The sequence below is a fragment of the uncultured Rossellomorea sp. genome, from assembly GCF_947488365.1.
Taxonomy (GTDB): domain Bacteria; phylum Bacillota; class Bacilli; order Bacillales; family Bacillaceae_B; genus Rossellomorea.
On sequence record NZ_CANKZT010000001.1, the window covers coordinates 1226150 to 1244953 of the forward strand.

16 protein-coding genes are annotated in these 18804 nt (G+C 41.6%); 2 read left to right on the forward strand and 14 right to left on the reverse strand.

Going from position 1 to position 18804, the window contains the following annotated elements; all coding sequences use genetic code 11:
* Positions 1 to 467: 467 nt before the first annotated feature.
* Positions 468 to 1544 carry a bifunctional 3-deoxy-7-phosphoheptulonate synthase/chorismate mutase gene (locus Q1B03_RS06360; RefSeq protein WP_044339452.1) on the reverse strand — a complete coding sequence of 359 codons (1077 nt, stop codon included), beginning with the start codon at positions 1542 to 1544 and terminating at the stop codon, positions 468 to 470.
* Between the two features lie 205 nt (positions 1545 to 1749).
* On the opposite strand from Q1B03_RS06360, the gene Q1B03_RS06365 reads away from it, so the two are divergent.
* A complete protein-coding gene (locus Q1B03_RS06365) occupies positions 1750 to 3906 on the forward strand; it encodes a cell division FtsA domain-containing protein (RefSeq protein ID WP_299739340.1) in 2157 nt (718 codons plus the stop codon).
* Between the two features lie 43 nt (positions 3907 to 3949).
* Here Q1B03_RS06365 and Q1B03_RS06370 read toward each other — a convergent pair whose 3' ends face one another.
* From Q1B03_RS06370 to Q1B03_RS06385, 4 genes are all read right to left on the reverse strand, one after another.
* Positions 3950 to 4522, reverse strand: a complete 573-nt coding sequence (locus Q1B03_RS06370; protein WP_299739342.1) for a YtxH domain-containing protein — start codon at positions 4520 to 4522, stop codon at positions 3950 to 3952.
* A 177-nt stretch (positions 4523 to 4699) separates the two neighbouring features.
* Positions 4700 to 5014, reverse strand: a complete 315-nt coding sequence (gene ytxJ, locus Q1B03_RS06375; RefSeq protein ID WP_299739344.1) for a bacillithiol system redox-active protein YtxJ — start codon at positions 5012 to 5014, stop codon at positions 4700 to 4702.
* A 127-nt stretch (positions 5015 to 5141) separates the two neighbouring features.
* The gene (locus Q1B03_RS06380) at positions 5142 to 5624 is read right to left on the reverse strand and encodes a YtxH domain-containing protein (protein WP_299739346.1); all 483 of its coding nucleotides are present in this window, start codon (positions 5622 to 5624) and stop codon (positions 5142 to 5144) included.
* A 16-nt stretch (positions 5625 to 5640) separates the two neighbouring features.
* A complete protein-coding gene (locus Q1B03_RS06385) occupies positions 5641 to 6153 on the reverse strand; it encodes a DUF948 domain-containing protein (RefSeq protein WP_299739347.1) in 513 nt (170 codons plus the stop codon).
* Positions 6154 to 6359: 206 nt separating this feature from the next.
* Here Q1B03_RS06385 and Q1B03_RS06390 point away from each other — a divergent pair, with 206 nt between their 5' ends.
* Positions 6360 to 7475: an aminopeptidase gene (locus Q1B03_RS06390; RefSeq protein WP_299739349.1), complete on the forward strand. Its 1116-nt coding sequence runs from the start codon at positions 6360 to 6362 to the stop codon at positions 7473 to 7475.
* Between the two features lie 381 nt (positions 7476 to 7856).
* Here the strand turns inward: Q1B03_RS06390 and murC are convergent, their stop codons facing one another.
* The 9 genes from murC to Q1B03_RS06435 all read right to left on the reverse strand — a co-directional run bounded on the left by murC (position 7857) and on the right by Q1B03_RS06435 (position 18680).
* A complete protein-coding gene (murC, locus tag Q1B03_RS06395; protein WP_299739351.1) occupies positions 7857 to 9173 on the reverse strand; it encodes a UDP-N-acetylmuramate--L-alanine ligase in 1317 nt (438 codons plus the stop codon).
* 157 nt (positions 9174 to 9330) lie between these two features.
* A complete protein-coding gene (locus Q1B03_RS06400) occupies positions 9331 to 9999 on the reverse strand; it encodes a hypothetical protein (RefSeq protein ID WP_299739353.1) in 669 nt (222 codons plus the stop codon).
* A gap of 8 nt (positions 10000 to 10007) precedes the next feature.
* Entirely contained in the window at positions 10008 to 11111 is a 1104-nt protein-coding gene (locus tag Q1B03_RS06405) for a nicotinate phosphoribosyltransferase (protein ID WP_299739355.1), read from the reverse strand.
* A 108-nt stretch (positions 11112 to 11219) separates the two neighbouring features.
* Entirely contained in the window at positions 11220 to 14003 is a 2784-nt protein-coding gene (locus tag Q1B03_RS06410) for a DNA translocase FtsK (protein ID WP_299739357.1), read from the reverse strand.
* A 581-nt stretch (positions 14004 to 14584) separates the two neighbouring features.
* Positions 14585 to 15190 carry a YtpR family tRNA-binding protein gene (gene ytpR, locus Q1B03_RS06415; RefSeq protein WP_299739359.1) on the reverse strand — a complete coding sequence of 202 codons (606 nt, stop codon included), beginning with the start codon at positions 15188 to 15190 and terminating at the stop codon, positions 14585 to 14587.
* On the reverse strand, positions 15190 to 15999 hold the full coding sequence (locus Q1B03_RS06420) for a DUF1444 domain-containing protein (protein WP_299739361.1): 810 nt from the start codon (positions 15997 to 15999) through the stop codon (positions 15190 to 15192). Before Q1B03_RS06420 ends, ytpR begins: the two co-directional genes overlap by 1 nt.
* Positions 16000 to 16175: 176 nt before the next feature.
* Complete coding sequence (locus tag Q1B03_RS06425; protein ID WP_299739363.1) at positions 16176 to 16493, reverse strand: thioredoxin family protein; 318 nt, start codon at positions 16491 to 16493, stop codon at positions 16176 to 16178.
* A gap of 1 nt (position 16494) precedes the next feature.
* Positions 16495 to 17526, reverse strand: a complete 1032-nt coding sequence (locus tag Q1B03_RS06430; protein WP_299739365.1) for a PTS transporter subunit IIC — start codon at positions 17524 to 17526, stop codon at positions 16495 to 16497.
* Between the two features lie 647 nt (positions 17527 to 18173).
* Complete coding sequence (locus tag Q1B03_RS06435) at positions 18174 to 18680, reverse strand: hypothetical protein (RefSeq protein WP_299739367.1); 507 nt, start codon at positions 18678 to 18680, stop codon at positions 18174 to 18176.
* Positions 18681 to 18804 lie beyond the last annotated feature (124 nt).

The window sequence follows — 18804 nt, forward strand, 5'->3', positions numbered from 1 at the left end:
TGCAGAAGCGGGGGAGGTTTAGTGGAGAAAACAAGCATAGGACGAATCTTCAGAGGGTATTTTGACAGGTTATTGGTTGGGGATTTCGCTGATATATTTGGGGGTTCGCTGTTAAATTGAAGATTTCGCTGATATATCTGGGATTCCGCTGTTAAAAATCTGAATTCCGCTGTAATAATTAGATTTCGCCGTTATATTTGGAATATCGCCGTTAAAACCGAAATTTCTCCGTTAAAATCAGAATTTCACCGTTAAAATGAAATTTTCGCCGATATCCCTAATGAAGATTCGATGTTTCAATTAAAAACTCAGGTATTTCGCTACTCCCAAACAAAGAATTGGGCTTTCAAAAGGACATTACTTTAAAAAATGCCTAAAGTGATCGTAAAAACTCGTATTTTTCTTTCGAAAATCAAAAACAAAGGGTTGGACCCCATGAATAGGATCCAACCCTTCTCTTATATACATTATACTTCGATCGTTCTGCCTTTTAATAGCTCCTGGTAGAAATGATCAAATTGATCTAAATCCATTTGCTGAGCTGAATCGGATAGGGCAACGGCAGGATCAGGATGAACCTCGGCCATTACTCCATCTGCACCGATGGCAAGTGCTGCTTTTGCCGTTGGGAGCAATAGATCTCTACGTCCAGTCGAATGTGTTACATCCACGAATACCGGTAGATGCGTTTCTTGCTTAAGAATTGGGACAGCCGAAATGTCCAATGTGTTTCTTGTTGCTTTTTCATACGTACGAATTCCACGTTCACAAAGGATGATGTCTCCATTTCCTTGTGAAATGATGTATTCGGCAGCGTTGATGAACTCATCGATCGTTGCAGCTAAACCGCGTTTAAGCAATACGGGCTTTTTCACTGCCCCGGCTGCTTTTAACAGCTCAAAGTTTTGCATATTTCTCGCACCGATTTGAATCACATCAATGTATTCCAGCGCAGGTTCGATATCGGCTGGATTAACGATCTCACTTACGACAGCTAAATCATATTCATCCGCCACTTTTTTAAGAATTTTCAAGCCTTCAATCCCGAGGCCCTGGAAATCATAAGGTGAAGTTCTAGGTTTGAATGCCCCGCCTCGAAGCAATTTAAGTCCTTTTGCTTTAACGGCCTTCGCCACTTCAGCCACTTGCTCGTAAGATTCAACGGCACATGGACCGAAAATGAAATGAGGCTTTCCATCACCAATGGAATCTCCGTTGATATTGACAATCGTATCATCCGGTTTCTTTTTACGGGAAACAAGCAATGCTTTACGGTGATCGTCTTTTTGCAACTCTAAACCGGCTTTAAAGATCTCTTTAAAAATATGTTCAATGGTAGAATGTTCGAATGGACCATTGTTATTTTCTTTAATCAGATCTAGCATGCCTCTTTCGCGAACAGGATCATAGCGGTATACTCCTTGAGTCTCCTTGACACGCCCGATTTCCTGAACTAGTTTAGCACGTTCATTAATGGTGTCTAATAGTTTTAGGTTCATCTCGTCGACTTGTTTTCGTAATTGATCGAGCTCTTGATTACTCACAATACAGCACCCTTTCTTTTTTTATCCTGTTCATACGTAAAAACTGTTATAGTTTTAAGAAAGTATGATACATTTTTGATATTGAAACTTATTATAATAGAACATATCTAAAATGTCACGATAAAATTCTTTATTAATTAGACGCTTTTAAGCACTAAAGTATTTTAGTATTGTATGAGAATAGGCTAAAGTGGGTGAACACTAATTGAAAAATAAGCAAAAAATTTTTGCATTAGATATCGGAACCAGGTCGGTCGTCGGGATTATTTTAGAAGAAATAGACGGAATATTTCAAGTTTCAGATATTTTAGTAGAAGAGCATAAAAAGAGAGCCATGCTGGATGGTCAGATTCATGACGTTCCTGCTGTATCAGAGGTCATTTACTCCATTAAAGCGCGTTTGGAAAAGAAACATGGCCCCCTTTATAAAGTGTGTGTCGCAGCAGCCGGAAGAGCTCTGAAAACGGAAATAGCATCTTGCACATCAAATATTAAAGGAAAACCCCTTCTTCAAAAAAACGATATCCTCCATCTGGAGTTAAGTGCTGTCCAGCAAGCTCAAGCATTAGCTGCAGAAAATGAAAATGATACGAAGGGCTACCACTATTACTGTGTTGGTTATTCTGTCCTATTTTACCGTTTGGATGGTGAAGAAATCGGAAGCCTCATCGATCAGCAAGGGGATGAAGCCACCGTCGAGATTATCGCGACTTTCCTCCCACGTGTCGTGGTTGAATCCTTGATTGCGGCACTCAATCGCGCCGGCCTTGAAATGGACGCTTTGACATTAGAGCCCATCGCTGCCATTAATGTGCTTATTCCAGAATCCATGAGACGACTCAATGTAGCCCTCGTTGATATCGGAGCAGGAACATCGGATATCGCGATCACCAATATGGGGACTGTCATTGCCTATGGGATGGTCCCGACAGCCGGGGATGAAATAACGGAAGCCCTCAGCCATGAATTATTGTTGGACTTTCCACTTGCGGAACAGGCAAAGAGGGAGCTTCAGTCCAGAGATCTGATTACTGTTACCGATATTCTTGGCTTTGAAACGAGTTATCCTGCACATGAGGTGGTGGAGAAAATCACACCAGCTGTGAATCGGTTGGCAGAAGAGATTTCAAAGGAGATTCTCCGTTTGAACAATGGAAAGCCCCCACAAGCTGTCATGCTTGTAGGAGGAGGCAGCCTAACACCTGTACTGCCCGACCGATTGGCAGCATCCCTGCAGCTTCCTCATAATCGGGTCGCTGTAAGAGGCGTAGAGGCGATTCAGAATATAACCATATTGGATGAAGTAACGAAAGGACCTGACCTCGTTACCCCGATTGGAATTGCCATTGCTGCTAAACAAGCCCCTGTTCAATACGTCACCGCTCACGTGAACAATCAACCTGTCCGATTGTTTGAAGTAAAGGACTTAACGGTCGGCGACTGCATTTTGGCTGCTGGGTTAAAGTTGAGTAAATGGCACGGGATACCGGGAAGTGGATTCTTTGTATCAGTCAATGGTCAAGATATATCTTTGCCAGGAGGTCACGGTCACCCGCCCCTCATTGAAAAAAATGGTCTGCCTAGTGCACTTGATGAAAACATTAAAAATAACGATATTATTTCTGTTCATAGAGGAAATGACGGAACTCAACCCAGGGTAAGCATCGGTGATCTGATTGACACGTCCTCTTCTAAACAGATTGTCATTGGCGATGACAATTATGTAGTTACTCCACTCGTATACAGAAACAATCAGCGTGCATCCCTTGATGATACCATTCAGGATCGTGATTCTATTCGAATCGAATTAACGGAATCACTCTTCGACGTGTTAAAGCATTTTGGGTATGAAGAATGGGTAGAATGCACAAAGCCCTATCATATTTCCATCAATGGAAAAGAAACGTTCTTCCCTGCCTATAGCGGAAAGCTATTCATAAACGGTATTGAGGCGAAGCTTTCATCAAGGATTCAGCAGAATGATATCGTTTCATTCAAACCTGGTTCCACACCAACGGTAAAGGAGCTTCTCATCAAGAAACAGCTCACCCCGGGGTCCACTATCCTGATTACTTTTAACGGCAAGAAAGTAGAACTTATGAAAGAGAGCAGCCGGGTTTATCGCAATGGGATTAATCTTAAAATGGATGATCGATTATTATCCGGTGATACAATTGAAATAGAAGCACAACAAATGAGCTCATTTATTTTCCAAGACTTGTTTAATTCAGTTGAAGTCAATATGCCTTCTCATGCGAATGGGAGCTTCGTACTCTTGAAAAATGGGGAGGAAACCACCTTTTATGAGGAAATCCAACAGGGGGATGAACTCGAAATCGTGTGGCCTAAAGGGACACGCTGACTATCAGACAGAAAAAAACTGGCATTTACGCCAGTTTTTTTGTTTACGATCCAACTTGGCCAGGTAAGCTGCTCGTACGGTTAGTTGGATGGATATTGTTATTATCTGTAGAAATAGAGCTTGTTGAAGGCTGAGTGCCGTTTACAGAAGAGGTCGAGTCGCCTGTCACTTCTTCTCCCGCTTCTTTCACTTTCCCACCAATATCCTTCAATTCTTCTGCTGCTTCTTTGGTAGTGGCTATAATTTCAGAAGAATCTTCTTTTACTTGATTCACTTGATCAATCACATCATCATTCACCTTTTCATAAAGGCTCTGTGCATCGTTGATCGCTTCCTTTAATACAGTAGATGCCGTTTTAAGGCGATCCTGCCAGTCGTTCATGATTCCCGATGGATTTTCTCTTACCTTTGCCACCATCCCCATCGTAGAGTCTTTCACGTTTGATGTTCTCGAAGATACTCTCTTTCTTGTTGTTTTATCAAGCATAGCCACTGCGCCGCCTACTACAGCTCCCACAACCATGCCTTTTAATAACTTACCGTTCTTCTCACCGGAAGTGCCGTTCTTCGTAGTCGTATTACTTGTTTGAGTTTTATATGGTACAGTCTGTGTCATGAATCGTTCCTCCTAGTTTACTTTAGATAATTTTTTATTCTTATAGAGTAAATTCCCTGTATTATAGAAAATAAACACATGGGAGGGAATTACCAAAAATTATTAGGAATCCCAAACGAAATCATCAGTAAGTACACATAAAATAAAAAAGACCCTGTCAAAACAGAGTCCTTTCCCCTACAACTTATTTAATTCATTCTCAGTAATATTCCAATGTGAAGCATTCCAGCCTGGTTTCCCTTCAATAAAAAGAAAGGCTTGCGGCGATTCATGCTTAATGCCGTACTTCTCAGCAATATGACTGGATAGCTCCCTTGATTCCTGAACGGCTAAATAGTAGCCGTCTTCTTCTTCATGCTTGTTTAAGAAAGCTTGGTATTCGTTGAAAGCATTTGAGCTTATCGGACATGTTAAGCTGTGCTTCATAAAAAAGAAGCGGGAACTTGTTTCAGAAAGCTTTTCAAACTCTTGAACGGTTTCAATCTTTTGCATGAGATTCATACTCCCTTTCATACATGTGCTTTATTAGACAAGAGACAAACGGATGCCTCCTGGCTTTTAATTGCAACAAAAAAACGGTGAAGTAATCATATCACTTCACCGCCCCTGGAATCAATTATTATTGATTGTATGTTTTTTCAGTTTCATCAAACGCCTTTTTTGTTTCTTCGAGCTTTTGATTCACATCTTCTGTTTCTTCAACAGGTGTTGTTTCACCTACAGCAACAGCTTGCAGCTCATCATTTGTTTCTTGAAGCTCGTTATTATTAGAGCGGTATGTTTTCAGCTTGCCAACCACATTGTTGGATTGCTCCTGTACTGATTTTGTTAGGGCAGAAGATTTTTCTTTCGCAACCGCTGCAAGTTCATTGCTCTTTTCTACAGCCGTGTCTTTCCACTGACCTGTCTTTTCTTTCAGGACGCCTGCCTGTTCGTTAATATCATGACGAAGATCTTTACCGGATTTAGGAGCCAGTAGTAGAGCTGTAGCCGCTCCTACGATTCCTCCGATCAGTGTTCCGATCATGAAGTCCTTTGAATTAATGTTGTTGCTGTCATTTGTTTGGTTCTGGTTCTGGTTTTGATTGTACTGTTGTGTCATTTTAAAATTCCCCTCTCTAATTGTTATAAGATCTTGCTCTTTTTATCAATTTTTCTTGAGAACGAACTTCTTTTGGTGTTTGGTTTTGAACAGCTTCATCAGGTTGAGTTGGCTGTTTTTCCTGTTTTTGTTTCCATTTGTCCTTTAACTCAATGAAAGCATTTCCCCACTGAACAACCTGTGAAATCTTCCCTTGATTCCGTTCAAGTTCAGTTGAAATGGAAGTACTTACTTTCTTAACCGAGTTATTAAGGTTCTGGATGGAGTGCCCTACATCTCTTACTGCATAAACAACAGTGTTCAGATCCTCAGATTTCTTCTGGATATCCTCGGCTAATAGGTTTGTTTTATGTAGTAATTCTGTGGACTCTTTTGTTACTCCTTGAAGCTGACTCTCAAGGCCGGTCAATGTAGTTGAAACACTGTCTAAAGTTGAGCCTAGAGACTTCAATGTTTTCATTACACTCATAACTAAAATAAAAAATGCAACTGCTATTACAGCCACGCTTAGATAAAGAATTATTTCCATATGCCACACCTCCATGTATAGAAATTCTTTACCCTTATCATAAACAAATAAACATTATACTAGTATTTCTTCCTTTCTCATGAATTCTCCTGCATGAAAAAATAAAAAATATTTCTTCTTTTAGCTTTTCTCATTTTGTTTATCGCATCCATTAAATCATGTTTTAGGGTACAATAAAATGGACTATATACAAAGGGGAAGATAACATGAAAGATCCACGCATTGAAAAACTGGCAAAAAATTTAATTCAATATTCCGTGCAGTTACAGCCTGGAGAGAAAGTATTGATCGAAAACTTCGGCTTGCAACGGGAACTAGTGACAGCACTCGTTAAGGAAGCATATGCAGCCGGGGGATATCCTTTTGTGTCACTTAAAGATCACGCAGTAGACCGCGCATTATTGATGGGTGCCCAAGAAGAACAATACAACATGATTGCAAGCTTTGAAGCGAATGTCATGGAACAGATGGATGCGTATATCGGTTTGCGCTCAGGTGATAATATCAGTGAACAATCGGATGTACCTGACGAAAAGATGAAGATCCATGGAAATACAATTGGTAAAAAAGTACATAGAGAAATTCGTGTCCCTAAGAAAAAGTGGGTCGTGCTCCGCTATCCGACTGCTTCGATGGCACAGCTCGCCAATATGAGTACAGAAGGCTTCGAAGACTTCTACTTCGATGTCTGCAACCTGGACTACAGCAAAATGGACAGTGCCATGGATAACCTGGTCGAACTCATGAACAAAACGGATAAAGTCCGCCTTGTCGGAGAAGGGACGGACCTTACATTCTCAATCAAGGACATTCCTGCAGTGAAATGTGCGGGACGCCTGAACATTCCCGATGGTGAAGTGTACAGTGCACCTGTGAAGAATTCGGTGAACGGCGTGATTTCTTACAATACGCCATCTCCATATAACGGATTTACGTTCGAAAATGTAAAATTGACATTCAAAGAAGGTAAGATTGTTGAAGCTACTGCAAATGACACTGAGCGAATCAACAAAATCTTTGATACGGATGAAGGGGCAAGATACGTAGGTGAATTCGCCATTGGTGTGAATCCATACATCCAGCATCCGATGCAGGACATCTTATTTGACGAAAAGATTGATGGCAGCTTCCACTTTACACCGGGTGAATGCTACGAAGAAGCGTATAATGGAAACCACTCGAACATTCACTGGGATATGGTGATGATTCAGCGTCCTGAGTATGGTGGAGGCGAGATCTATTTCGATGATGTATTAATTCGCAAAGACGGTCGATTTGTCATTGAAGAACTAGATGTGCTGAATCCTGAGAATTTGAAGTAAACGAAAAAGCCACCGTCATGAATCATGACGGTGGCTTTTTATTGTAGTGTGAATCTTTGGAGGGCCGACTGATTGGATGTTGAACACTTGAGAATGATTGCCTGTTGAAATTCTTGGGATATTTGCCTGTTAAATTCAACTAATTTTTTGCCTGTTGAATTTCAGCCTTTTTTTGCCTGTTGAATTCAACTAATTTTTTGCCTGTTGAAATTTAACAAATTTTCACCTGTTAAATTTTAACCTTTATTTGCCTGTTAAAAACACCGCTTTTTTAAACAGTTAAATTCCCCACCATTTTCAACTGTCGAACCCAGCTATCATAATCAATTCAACCTTACAAAATAGAAAAAACCGGCTCCCATAAGAACCGGTTTTTCCATATTAATTTTCTGCTACCTGTTCCTCCAGCGTTTTTTCATACGCTTGTTGGAACTTTTGTACGTCTCCTGCTCCCATGAAAATCAGCACTGCGTTTTCATGTTTGAGTAAGGCAGTCGTATCTTGTTCATCTATAATCTCGCATCCTTCAATCTTGCTTCCAAGATCGTTGATCGAAAGTTTCCCATGATTTTCCCTTGCGGAACCGAAGATTTCACATAAGTACACTTTGTCTGCTAGACTCAGGGTTTCTGCAAACTCGGAAAGGAAGGTTTGCGTACGTGTAAATGTGTGAGGCTGGAAGACAGCAATGATTTCTTTTTCAGGATATTTCTGTCTTGCAGAATCCACGGTTGCTTTGATTTCAGTCGGGTGATGAGCATAATCGTCGATCAGGATTTGAGTGCCCACCTCTTTTTCAGAAAAGCGGCGTTTAACTCCTTTAAATGTGCTTAATCTCTCTTGAACGATGGCTGTATCCAGCTCTTCATAATGACAGATCGCAATGACGGATAAAGCATTCATGATATTGTGATCCCCGAAGGTTGGTATTTTAAATGTTGCATAAAATTCATTACGCACAAACACATCGAATGTTGTTCCGCTTCTGTCCCGCGATACGTTTCTCGCCTGGAAGTCATTTTCCTCAGCGAAGCCGTAAAATACGACTGGCACTTGAGCCTGGATTTTCTGTAGCTGTTCGTCATCTCCACATGCGATGATTCCCTTTTTCACTTGCATCGCCATCTCCTGGAAGGCAGAGAAAACGTCATCTACATTGGCAAAGTAATCAGGATGATCAAAGTCAATGTTCGTCATGATGGCATAGTCAGGGAAATAAGACAAGAAGTGACGGCGATATTCGCACGCTTCAAATACAAAGTACTGAGCATCCACTTCACCTTTGCCTGTTCCATCCCCAATAAGAAATGAAGTCGGCTTTGCACCACTGATGACATGTGCTAATAAACCAGTTGTAGACGTTTTTCCGTGTGCACCCGTTACCGCTACACTTGTAAATTTCTGCATGAATTCTCCAAGAAATTTATGATATCTAGTGAGGGGTAACCCTTGCTCGACAGCTGCCTGAATTTCTTCATGCGTGTCAGGAAATGCATTTCCTGCGATCACATGCATATCCCCTCCAATGTTTTCTTTTTGGAAAGGAAGAATTTTTATATTTGATTCATCCAGTGCCTTCTGAGTAAAGAAATATTTATCTACGTCAGATCCTTGGACCTCGTAGTCCATATCGTGGAGTATTTGGGCTAAAGCACTCATACCCGACCCCTTAATTCCTACGAAATGATATATAGTCATAATAGAACCTCCAACAATCGTCTATCTAAAAGCATTATATGAAATGAATATTATTTTGCTATCGGTCTTAAGCTTTTGATATTGAGTATAGAAAAAAGCGAACTTTCTTCAACTTGAAATATTATATCATTTTTTAAAATCCCTGACCATGCACAAGCTACGAAAGACTGTGTAGAATGAAGTTTGGTGCTTCTTCTTTTAAATACGTTCTCCATAATACTCCAGTTTTTTGATTCATTTGACCATAATGATTTTTCATATCTGATAAAATCCCCTCTGATTTGACGGGGAAAACAGGACCTAAGATCCACTGATGTGTCACCAACGGGACTTTCCTCACGAAATAGATCCCATTCTCAACAATTCCCTTTTCTTTACAATCAAGGTTTGTTTTAACAGAACTTTCTTCATCCTGAATGATATTTAGACATGTAAAAGTAGCTTCTTCATCCTGTGTATCGATTTTTCCAATGGTGACGGGCTCCCACGCTGCTGTCAGCATGATGGCACCAAGCAGTTTTACTGATTCATGCAGTGAATGGGACTGAAGAAATTGAAAGAACAGGGTTTGCCCCTTGATGGTTTTGTAATCAAACAAAAACCATTCTTGAAAGAGCTTTTTGGTTTCTTCATCCATCCGAGACTCATCATGTAAAAGAAAACGTTTAGAGAACATCATCTTGGCCCGTACCTTTTCTCTAATGTTCGTTTCCTTCAAAGCGTACTCGTGCGCTTTTCTGTATAGGTCTTTTATATGATCCTCGGCCATTCGCTGCTTTTTAACTCTATATTGCTCTAGATTTAAAAGGCTGTCTGTTTCTTGCATCCTCTCACCTATTCGAATTCTACTTTTTCCAGTCGGGGGTTTGGACGGAGTTTTCTCCCTGCCTTGGCTTCAGGGGAACCATCTATTACGACGTTATCTCCTGTAAAACCGACATGGATTTTCAGAAGACTGCTTCCCACTCCATACATATCAACCGGAACCTGATTTTCCTCAAACTGGCGAATACGATCTTCGTTAAACCCACCTGACACCACAATCTTGACGTGGTGGAACCCCTCTTCATCCAATGCCTGTCTTAATGCATTAATGAGTTGCATATTTACTCCCCGCGGGTCAAATGTGCCGAGCACGTGTTGATTACGGAGGAAGTATTTATCGATCATCATTCGTGATGTATCTACCCTTACCCCTTTTAATTCAGGGCCAAACTCCCGCGCTACCTTTAATGAGTCTGTAATGGCATCATTATTATAGTCTACCAGAGCGATCAGCTCGTCTTCAGGAAATGTTTCCTGGTAAGCTTTAGTGGCTTCTACGATATCTCCATTGAATAATTGGATGAGGGCATGCGGCATGGTTCCCATCCCTTTCTTCCCCCACCATTCGTTCATGGCATGGGTAGCCTGAGCTGTAGATCCACCTATGAATGCTGCATATCCATCACCGGCTTGCTGAGTAAAGTGATCATCTCGATCACCCATGAAGATGACAGGTTTTTGTTTACCTGAAATAGAGGCAGCTTTCATTACATTATAGACACTCGTCGCCACTGATGTTCTTCTTGCCAGGATGCCATCTATGATCCCTTCCAAATAGCCAAAGTCCTGGTAGCGTCCCTTGATGGTCAGTACCGTTTCAAATGGTGAAATTTGATCCCCATCTTTTAAAGAGTGGATCTCGAGATTTTGCGGGTTATCGGCAAAACTATGTAGAAGTGCAATGACTTCATCCGTTCCACAAATAACGGCATGATTCTTTTGAAAGAATTGCATGGTGACAACGGCATCCGGTTTATACTTTTTGGCGATTTCCTTCGTTTTCAAAAAATAAACAGCTGAAAACCAGCCATCCTTGATTCTTTCGTCAAACTTAAATGTATGATTGGTCAATCTGTTGAGTTTTCCTTGAAGTTTCAATTCTATTTCTTTCATTATTAAAGCTCCTTATGGCTCTTCCTACATAAAAATAGGTATTCTGTTTACTGAATCCTAAAAGGACACATATAAACAGAATACCATGTATTAAATGATTCTACTAGTCTATGCCAGAGTCTCCAATTCACTTTCGGAAATCAGGACATCCCTTGGTTTACTGCCTCTGGACTCTGAAATGATTCCATTACTCTCCATCATTTCCATTAATCTCGCCGCCCGGTTATAGCCGATTCTGAATCTGCGCTGCAAGGCCGAAGCAGAAGCCCCACCCTGGTCGACGACAAATTCACATGCCTCTAAAAATAATTCATCTTCTTCCTCGGTAACTTGTGCTTTCTTGATTAATTCATCCTGTTGAAAGAGGTAATCCGGTTCTCTTTGCTCTCTTACATGATTGATGATGTCATCGATTTCGTCATCGGACACGAAGGTTCCCTGTAAGCGGACCGGCTTCGATGAACCATTTTCCAGGAAGAGCATATCACCTTTACCCAATAGCCTTTCAGCACCGCTCCCATCAATGATTGTTCTTGAATCGACGCTTGATGAAACGGAAAACGCCACTCGTGTTGGTACATTGGCTTTAATCAAGCCTGTAATAACATCGACTGAAGGCCGTTGAGTCGCAATGATCAGGTGAATCCCGCAGGCACGTGCCTTTTGGGCGATTCGGCATATCGCTTCTTCAACATCCGCCGGCGACATCATCATCAAGTCGGCTAACTCATCAATGACTATGACTAGATATGGAAGCATATCGCTGTATTGTTTATTCCGTTTAGCCAGTTCATTAAAGCGTTTAATATCCCGTACACCTGTATGAGCAAATAATTCGTATCTTCTTTCCATTTCCTCGACAGCCCATTTAAGAGCTGCAGTAGCTGCCTTCACATCTGTTATAACCGGACTGACAAGATGTGGGATCCGGTTATAGGGAGCAAGCTCTACCATTTTCGGATCGATGAGGAGCATTTTCAATTCATCCGGTGATGCTTTGTACAAAAGACTCACGAGTATTGAGTTAATACATACACTTTTACCTGAACCGGTAGCACCGGCGATGAGTCCGTGTGGCATTTTGCTTAAATCAGTCACAATCGGCTGTCCGGAAATGTCCAGACCAAGAGCAGCGGTCAATGGGGAAGTGGGCTCTTGAAAGGCCGGACTCGCGATGACTTCACTAATGCAGACCGGCCGGCTCTCCCGGTTAGGCACTTCAATACCAATCGTATGCTTACCTGGAATAGGGGCCTCCATTCGTATATCCCTTGCAGCCAGGCTAAGCTTGATATCATCTGATAGATTGGTAATTTTATTCACCTTCACGCCAGGTTCCGGTTGAACCTCGAATCTAGTGACAGACGGGCCTTGTGTGACATTCACTACTTTGGCCCTCACATTAAAATTATGAAGGGTCTCGTCCAGTAAAATCCTTTGCGAATCAAGCCATTCTTCGCTCATTTGCTTTGATACAGGAGGCATCAGATAATCCATTTCAGGAAAGACGTAGTCTCTTGTCCTTTTAGAAGATGAGCTTAATTCGCTATAACTCTTTACCGCTTCTTCTCCTTGAACAGGGCCAGCTTGCGATGTTTTCTCTTCTGCATGCTGTATGGATATTGATTCAGCTGCCCTTTCTTGATTTACTTCCTTTACAGGCTCTTCCTTCTTCTCTTCTTCTCCAGCCCTCTGAGTTAATGTTTGGTGCTCACTTTCCTTGCTCGCCACATTTCGAGCTTTGCGCGTATCCAACTGCCGCTTATCTTGTTTCAGCATCAATACGTTAAAAGGAAGATGAGATCTCTTTCGCTGCCTAGGCTCTTCCCCCTTTGGTGGTTGTGGAGGAGGTGTCGATTCCGACTCTTCCCGTACTCGGTTATCCTCGCTCGGAGGCTCATTTTGTACAACGGGTTCTTGAGCTGGTATCTCGTGGACAGCTTTAGCAGGTTCCTGTACTTGTTCATCCCTTGCAGAATAGGCAGGCTGTTGGATAGGCTCTTCATCTTGCACAGAGTCATTATGCTCCTGCTCTAAATGTTGCTCTTCGGGTGCTTGCTCTAGTTCCGAAATAAGTGAAATACGTTCATTTGATTTCTGTGAAACTTCTTCAGTAAGCTCTACTTTTTGATCCGGTTCATCAACCGGCGTTGTTTCATCGATAACTTCATCTTCTACCATTAGAACATCTTCAGTCTGATGTTGTTCAAGATGTTCCTCCCGGAAATTCGTCATCACTTCGACTGGTTCATGGTTAAAAGGTTTTTCGGATTTCTCGACAGCTGTCTCAGCTTCAGCGATTTCTTGTGATTCTTTTTCCAACGGAATTGAATCCTCTGCCGCTGATAGAGCTTCATGATCAATCACAACTTCTTTGCTTTCTTCGTCATTATGTAAAAATTTCTTAAGTTCGAACTCAACTTGCTCTTCTTTTTTCACCGGTCTTCCTCTGAAACCATAAATAGGTGACGGAATTTCCGTTGGGGTAAATGGCCTGCTATTTCCTTTTTCTACTTTAGGAGTTTTCTTCGTTTTGACAGTAACCGATGGTTTTTCTTCTTTCCACTTTGTATGTTTAGAAGGATGGTTCCGGCTCTTATTCTTTTGTTCCTTGGCTGGCTCTTCCTTCTCTTGGCTTCTACGGTTTCTATTCGTTCGTGGACGTTCTATATTTTCCCCATCCGATATAAGGGGAAAGCGAAAATTCCCTTTAGGATATTGATACGTCATTCTTGCTTCTACATCTCTTGAATGATTGGGCCCTACTATATTTTTACGTTCAGTTTTTTTACGTTCTATATGCTGAACTTCATCATTTTTTTCATCATAATACTCTTCAAATTGTTCATCATTATCTGATAATTTGCCAAACATTTTTTTAATCCAACTCACAAACATCACTCTTTCTTTCATACTTATTTATATTTTATCAGTTAAAGAGAAAAATTCGAGTCATTTCGATAGAATAGGAGAATTGTTAAGGGATTGTGTCGAAATAAACATAGGTGTAAAGAGAATGTAATACGTTTTGGAAGATATTTTCGGAAATATGTTGCAGAGCGAGTAGTGGTTGATTTCCGCTCCAGGTGCTCGCTTTCCGCGGGGCGGGCGGTGAACCTCCTCAGCTTCGCTTCCGGGGTCTCACCTGTCCAGCTACGGGGCTTAGGGGCTCGAGGCATAAGCCAAGTCTGCCAAAAAGGCATAGAGCGCCTTTCCGGCAGACTCGTCTTATGCTTTCGCCCCTGGGCAAAGCCCCTCCGCTTTTCGTACTGTCCCGCTTCTCCCGCAGGAGTCGAGCACCTTCCGCTCCAATCAACTTATGAATGATCTATGTATTTTCCCAGAACTCGGTAAAAAATCTAATTAAAATAAACTTGCCATATACAAGTTTATATACATCCCAATCGTACGACCTCTAACATTAATAAAAACAAAAATACCTGAGCCCATACTCCGGACCCAGGTATACATTTTTAAGCTGTGAATGGCTGACCTACTTGGTAAGTATCTTCAAGAACGAGGATCCCTTTTTCTTGGGGAGCATCTGGAAGTGCCAGTTCTTTGGCAGAACAAATCATGCCTGATGAGGCCACTCCGCGAAGCTCTGCATCTTTGATGACCATTCCGCTTGGCATGACAGCTCCAACTTTCGCAACAACGACTTTTTGTCCTTTGTCAACATTAGGGGCGCCACACACGATTTGCAGGGTTTCATCCCCAACATCCACGGTACAAATGTTCAATTTATCTGCGTTTGGATGCTTTTCTTTTTCAGACACAAATCCTACCACGAATTTTGGTGAAAAGTCTGCTTCCAATACTTCATCGAAACCGTTCTTCTTGATGGCTTCATTGATCAATTGGAGCTTCTCTTCATTCATTTCGACAGGTCCCACTTCACTTAAATCCATATACTTTGATGCATGGAATAGGTTATACCCAAGTGTTTTCCCTGTTTTCTCATCAAACAAACGTGCTGCATCTTCTTTTCTTTCATGCTGAACTTCTCCCTCAAACCCTGGATGCATTGTAACGATCAGGGTATCACCAATACCTTCTAAGTTATAAAATACGTTCATTATTTCTTCTCCCTTTCCTTTTTGCGATTTTTTGCCAGAATGAAGATCGGCTCTAATTCTCCCTCTTCATACACAAAGGAAAGTGCCGTAATTGGTACATTTCCTGTTGTAAAGAAGCTCATCGTTAGTTGAGCCAGGACATCATAACCTGTTTCATTGCGAATATCCCCGATGACCAGCACATCCTGATGAGGTACCGATACGGTCATTTCACCTTGAACATCATTGCTGACTTGTTTTAAGAAAGCGTCATTCAATATTCGACTTGCATCATATCCATCATTATTGTTCAGAAAATAGAAGATGTTTCCTGCTACTTCATCCTTTTTCATTTCTGTCGGCAAGCTTCTTACATTGAATAAGGCGGTTTCCTTCATTTGCTCGTGAGTCCATCCTTCAGCCTTTAGCATATTTTCATCTAAAAGGCGGTACGTTTTCCCAAGGTCAACAGCATAATAGATACGCGTTTCAGCTGTATGATCATCCGTAACGAGGGCAACCCCTTCATTGGATTCGGTGGCAAAAGATGTGGAACGGATCACTGGAAACACTTTTTTCTCTTTGTTCCCAAGATCTGCTCCAGTTCCCATTACATTTAAAGCTTCCTCAACATAATAGACCACTTCATCGATAATCGACTTATTGTTTTCTTTCCATTTAGATACGATAGGAGGCAGGGCTACGGTAATGCCTTTATTAGTATCGGTGTTCTCAATTCTCAGTGAATCCTTATCTCGATCATATGTAAACGTACGATTTGGTTTCTCTAATCGTTCCTGGAGTATACCTTTTAGCTTTTTTATGTCCAAATCTGATCCTCCTTTGGTGGTACTTTTATAATAGAAAGTATCGATCCAATACTTTCATCTTTGATTCATTCACTTATAACATTTTACATCAAAATCTTTAGAATACAAAAGGAACCTGTTTCATTTAAGGCAAAAAGAAAAGGGATCCCAAAATAAGGTGATCCCTTTTGCTGTTATTACAAAGCTAATGAGTTCATAAAGTCCTCGATTTGTTCTTTTGATTTCCGGTCCTTGCTTACGAAACGCCCCAGTTCACGGCCGTCTCCGTATGCCAGAAAGCTTGGAATTCCGAAGATATCCAATTCAATGCACAGATCAATAAATTGATCTCGATCTACGTATAGGAATGTGTACTCTGAATATTGGCTCTCGATTTCCGGAAGGATTGGCTCGATGATCCGGCAATCGGGACACCAGTCTGCAGAAAACATAAATACATGCTTGCCGTTTTCTTTCAACTGATGGAATTCTTCCACTGATTCAAGCTTGCGCATTTTATTTTCCCCCTGTTTCAATCGTCATTTGATTAGGTTTAATCCAACCTAGTTTACGCATATATTCAGATATTAACAGGCTTATGAATGCAGGTCCAACAATATGCAACAGAAGGACCTTCATGGTTACATCCCAGCTGAATCCCATCGTTTTAAAAGTCATGATTTGACCAACAAAACCACTTGTTCCCATTCCAGCGCCAGCTGCATTGTTTTCCATTAACCAAATAGTGGTTCCGATGGGTGCCAATATCATGCCCGCAACGGTCGGGGGAATAAGGATTCGGGGGTTTCGGATAATATTAGGCACTTGAAGCATCGAAGTACCTATTCCTTGTGCAATCAATCCCCCCACTTTATTCTCCCTATAGCTGATGACAGCAAAGCCTACCATTTGGGCAGCACATCCAATCGTAGCAGCGCCGGCAGCCACCCCGTTCAACTCAAGCATAAGGGCGATGGCTGCGCTTGAGATTGGGGCCGTCAATGCAAGACCCATGAGGGCGGCAACCAAAATACCCATAATAATCGGTCTTTGCTCTGTCGCCCAGCTGATCCAGCTTCCAAACATACTCATAAAGTCAGCGATTCCCGGTCCGATAAAATAAGCTGTTGTGAATCCGCCAAGGATGGTGACGAATGGAGTGACAATGATATCCACTTTCGTTGTTTTGCTGACAAGCTTGCCGATTTCCGTGGATATGACAGCCGCTACATAAGCTCCCGCCGGCCCACCTAAGCTCGCGCCGGCTGCTCCCGTTACCACCGCAGCAAATAGGACTAGGGGTGGAGCCCCGAGACCAAAGGCAATCGCTACCCCAATCGCGGGACCCATCAAGCTGATTGCCAGACCGCCCATCTCTATGAAAAATTCACTTAAACCAGGGGAAATTGGAAGTTGTTCCCCGATCGTCTTAATGATTAATCCGATGATCAACGAACTGAACAACCCTAATGCCATATAGCTTAACGCATCTATGAAATAAACCTTTGCAGATAATGTAATGCCTTTACTCTTTAAGAATTCTCTCACTTAAGTCCTCTCCTCTGTGTTAACCCTTCTACTTTTACTAGTGTAAAGACACTTGTTTATTTTGTCTATATATTTTACCTTTACCCGGCAATGAATTTCCTTCTATTTTTCCTTTAATTAAAGAGTATCTATTCACGTGAATAAAAAAGACTCTTTCCGCAAAATTTCTGACTATCTTAAAGAAGAATGTAGTAGTTGATTTCCGCTACAGGATGCTCGCTTTCCGCGGGGCTGGCGGTGAGCCTCCGGGGTCTCACCTGTCCAGCTATTCCCGCAGGAGTCGAGCATCCTTCCGCTCCAACCAACTATCGGAGAATGTTTCCTTAAGAAGAAATAAAAAAACCAAAAACTTTAGCAAGCAACTCTTTTAAAGTGAATTGTTATTAATTTTGACACCTTGTAGCTCTGTCACGAAAATCTCTTAAAAATGGTGAGGGGAACTGCGTAGACTCCTGCGAAAGTACGGTCGTGCCGCGAACCCGTTCGGATAAGCTGAGGAGGCTCGGCCGAACGCTAGCTGCAAGCGAAGCAGTTCCCCTCAACATCCAGCACATATTGATTGACAGAGCCCGGCCATAAAAAACAATCTTTGAAAAAAGAGCAAAAAAAGACCGATTCCCACCTAAGCAGGAAATCGGTCTGTATCGTTAGGATTTATGTTTAACTGAAGCTGCCATTTTCATCATCACTTCTGCATGATCTGCTAAATCATCTAACTCCGCTTGGGTTGTTATCTTTGTTCCACCCACTCCAACAATCAGTTCGTATTCTTCTGTATCGGGCAGTTTCTTAATGACATAGTATCCTAAGCGATTGTCCTCTTTAAAAGTCCCATGTTTCAAGAGATTTTCATTGTCACTAATGGCCATTTTATATAGAAGTTCACTATCTTTTTGTTCTTGAGGGTTTGTAAAAAGGATAAAAGTATCAGAGCTTTTTGAAATAATGATATTATTAGGCGATTCTTTTTCTATTTTGGCTCCAAATGGAAGATAAAAGTTAATGTTTCCAGCCTCTTCTTTGGCTGCTTCATTTGAACTTAGTGTGTTCTCCACCACTTTGGCTGTCTCTTCTTTTTCTTTATCGATTGTCGTGTTGCATCCAGCTAAAATAAGCACAAGGATAAAGAAAATGATTGAGTGTATGATTTTCATCCTATACTTATCCTCCCTTTCATGCTTAGGACCTACGCTTATGATACCCTCACAAAGTACCACCTGACAACCCTTCCAACAAGAAAGCCTGCCTTTTTAATGGGAAAACAGGTTATTTTTAACT

What these genes read in the sequence shown, in the direction of transcription:
- murC (WP_299739351.1), bottom strand. Translation starts at nt 9,173, where the DNA reads ATGACTATATATCATTTCGTAGGAATTAAGGGGTCGGGTATGAGTGCT.
- Q1B03_RS06425 (WP_299739363.1), bottom strand. Translation starts at nt 16,493, where the DNA reads ATGCGCAAGCTTGAATCAGTGGAAGAATTCCATCAGTTGAAAGAAAAC.
- ytxJ (WP_299739344.1), bottom strand. Translation starts at nt 5,014, where the DNA reads ATGCAAAAGATTGAAACCGTTCAAGAGTTTGAAAAGCTTTCTGAAACA.
- Q1B03_RS06380 (WP_299739346.1), bottom strand. Translation starts at nt 5,624, where the DNA reads ATGACACAACAGTACAATCAAAACCAGAACCAGAACCAAACAAATGAC.
- Q1B03_RS06435 (WP_299739367.1), bottom strand. Translation starts at nt 18,680, where the DNA reads ATGAAAATCATACACTCAATCATTTTCTTTATCCTTGTGCTTATTTTA.
- Q1B03_RS06400 (WP_299739353.1), bottom strand. Translation starts at nt 9,999, where the DNA reads ATGCAAGAAACAGACAGCCTTTTAAATCTAGAGCAATATAGAGTTAAA.
- Q1B03_RS06385 (WP_299739347.1), bottom strand. Translation starts at nt 6,153, where the DNA reads ATGGAAATAATTCTTTATCTAAGCGTGGCTGTAATAGCAGTTGCATTT.
- Q1B03_RS06405 (WP_299739355.1), bottom strand. Translation starts at nt 11,111, where the DNA reads ATGAAAGAAATAGAATTGAAACTTCAAGGAAAACTCAACAGATTGACC.
- Q1B03_RS06370 (WP_299739342.1), bottom strand. Translation starts at nt 4,522, where the DNA reads ATGACACAGACTGTACCATATAAAACTCAAACAAGTAATACGACTACG.
- Q1B03_RS06390 (WP_299739349.1), top strand. Translation starts at nt 6,360, where the DNA reads ATGAAAGATCCACGCATTGAAAAACTGGCAAAAAATTTAATTCAATAT.
- ytpR (WP_299739359.1), bottom strand. Translation starts at nt 15,190, where the DNA reads ATGAACGTATTTTATAACTTAGAAGGTATTGGTGATACCCTGATCGTT.